Genomic DNA, 1,060 nt, shown 5'->3' with positions numbered 1-1,060 from the left:
GACTACTAATCATTCCAGAGATCTCAATGATCGTGTCATATTACTTCGATGGTAAAAATATTAGAGTTATGAGAGTAATTCATTCAAAGCAGAAGTTTCCAGAATGACACTAGGGCTACTAACGCCTGGTTAAGAGGCGAGTTTTAGCTTGCTAAACTGTTTGCCGAAGGCTCGAGCAAGCTTTTACGAGACCTTCTTTAACCACTTGTTATGTACCACAACCCTGATTATAAACATTTTGATATATCGATAACTTACGTGAACAACTATCTGTTTTAAAGTAGAAATAACAGGAATATGCAACACTACTTTGAGACTCCGAAAGTTTAGGTGGATTCCAAAGTGGGCATGACTTTGGGTCCTGAAAATCTGAAACAGAAGATGTAACTAGCCCAAGATGCGAATATTCCGCCTTTGCTACGCCCGTTTGTAAATCTAATTCCCAGTGCATTTTTTTAGAGGCTAGAGTTAGTCCAACCATACACGATGCTATTAAAATGATAACTATTAGGTGCTTCATCGAAACTTCCTTGTGGACATAACGCCTGGTTAAGAGGCGAGTTTTAGCTTGCTAGACTGTTTGCCGAAGGCTCGTGCAAGCTTTTACGAGACCCTCTTGAACCACTTGTTATATTTCTTTTTGCAATGAGCTTGCTTGACCCTCGATACTGTTATCAGGAATACGCNTGGTCATAACTTGCTGACTTATAATGATAGTTGTGAGACATCGTTGCAATAATAAGAGCAAATGCCGCGTAAGCAAACTCCGTTGAGTCAATGTAGCCTAAGTACATACAAAGAACAGTTATGAGCATCAGTACTAACAGAAAAAGCTGTACAAGATGTTTGGACTTCTGTTCTCGGATAGCTGATTTAACTAATCCAATCTCTTTGTCTGATAATTCCATTTTTGATAAAACTCCACTGGAAATATAACGCTTGCCTAAGCGGCAATTACTAATGGGCTAAAATATTGAGCGCAGCGACAATAGCCCATGTTAATTGTCCGAGCGAGCCTGAGAGCGAATTGAGGCACTTGTTATATACCCAATTGTTTCTG

Annotated in this window: 1 protein-coding gene; it reads right to left on the bottom strand. The window is 39.6% G+C overall.

What is annotated here, in order from left to right; translation table 11 throughout:
• Nucleotides 1–208: 208 nt before the first annotated feature.
• Complete coding sequence (locus ABD009_RS02550; protein WP_343822444.1) at nt 209–520, bottom strand: hypothetical protein; 312 nt, start codon at nt 518–520, stop codon at nt 209–211.
• Nucleotides 521–1,060: the final 540 nt, after the last annotated feature.

Origin of the sequence: Psychrosphaera haliotis, from assembly GCF_039523615.1 — a bacterium.
Taxonomy (GTDB): domain Bacteria; phylum Pseudomonadota; class Gammaproteobacteria; order Enterobacterales; family Alteromonadaceae; genus Psychrosphaera; species Psychrosphaera haliotis.
This window is presented reverse-complemented; position numbering and strand designations above follow the sequence as displayed.

Excerpts from the sequence above, each read along its gene's own strand:
- ABD009_RS02550 (WP_343822444.1), bottom strand. The coding sequence starts at position 520 with ATGAAGCACCTAATAGTTATCATTTTAATAGCATCGTGTATGGTTGGA.